This window comes from Rhodococcus sp. 05-2256-B1 (assembly GCF_002258465.1).
Classification (GTDB): domain Bacteria; phylum Actinomycetota; class Actinomycetes; order Mycobacteriales; family Mycobacteriaceae; genus Rhodococcoides; species Rhodococcoides fascians.
On the sequence record NZ_NOZA01000022.1, the window covers coordinates 1 to 837 of the forward strand.

Sequence of the window (837 nt, forward strand, 5' to 3'; positions counted from 1 at the left end):
ATCGATGAGTGGCATCTCCAATGTCATCTCCGGGGTCGGCACCCCGACGAGGACGACGGTCCCGGCGAGATCGCGGGCGTAGAACGCCTGCTTCCACGTTTCCGGGCGACCGACGGCATCGATGACCACATCTGCCCCGCATCCACCGGTGAGCTCTTGGATGGCCTCGACGGCATCGACCTGCGAGGCGTCGACGGTGTGGGTGGCACCGAGTTCGAGAGCCCAGTCGAGTTTTTTCTTGTCGCGGTCGACGGCGATGATCGTCGACGCCCCCGCCAGGCGGGCCCCGGCGATCGCAGCATCGCCGACACCGCCGCACCCGATCACGGCGACGGAATCACCGCGGGAGACGTTCCCGGTGTTCATCGCCGCACCGAGCCCGGCCATCACCCCGCAGCCGAGCAACCCGACGACCGCCGGATCGGAGTCGGGGTCGACTTTGGTGCACTGGCCTTCGTGGACGAGGGTCTTGTCGGCGAACGCCCCGATCCCCAACGCAGGGGAGAGTTCGGTGCCGTCGGCGAGGGTCATCTTCTGCGATGCATTGTGGGTGTCGAAGCAATACCAGGGGGTGCCTTTCTTGCAGGCTCGGCATTCCCCGCACACCGCCCGCCAGTTCAACACCACGAAGTCGCCGACCTCGACATGAGTGACAGCATCGCCGATGGTTTCGACGGTGCCCGCGGCTTCGTGGCCGAGCAGGAACGGGAACTCGTCGTTGATACCGCCCTCGCGGTAATGCAGATCGGTATGACACACCCCGCACGAGGCGATGGTGACCACGACATCGTTCGGGCCGGGATCGGGAATGGTGATCGTCTCGATCGAGACGGGCTC

1 protein-coding gene is annotated in these 837 nt (G+C 65.7%); it reads right to left on the reverse strand.

The genetic code is table 11. The features are described 5' to 3' along the window. The coding region (locus CH285_RS12225) for an S-(hydroxymethyl)mycothiol dehydrogenase (protein ID WP_179271313.1) at nt 1-837 on the reverse strand (837 nt) is incomplete at both ends.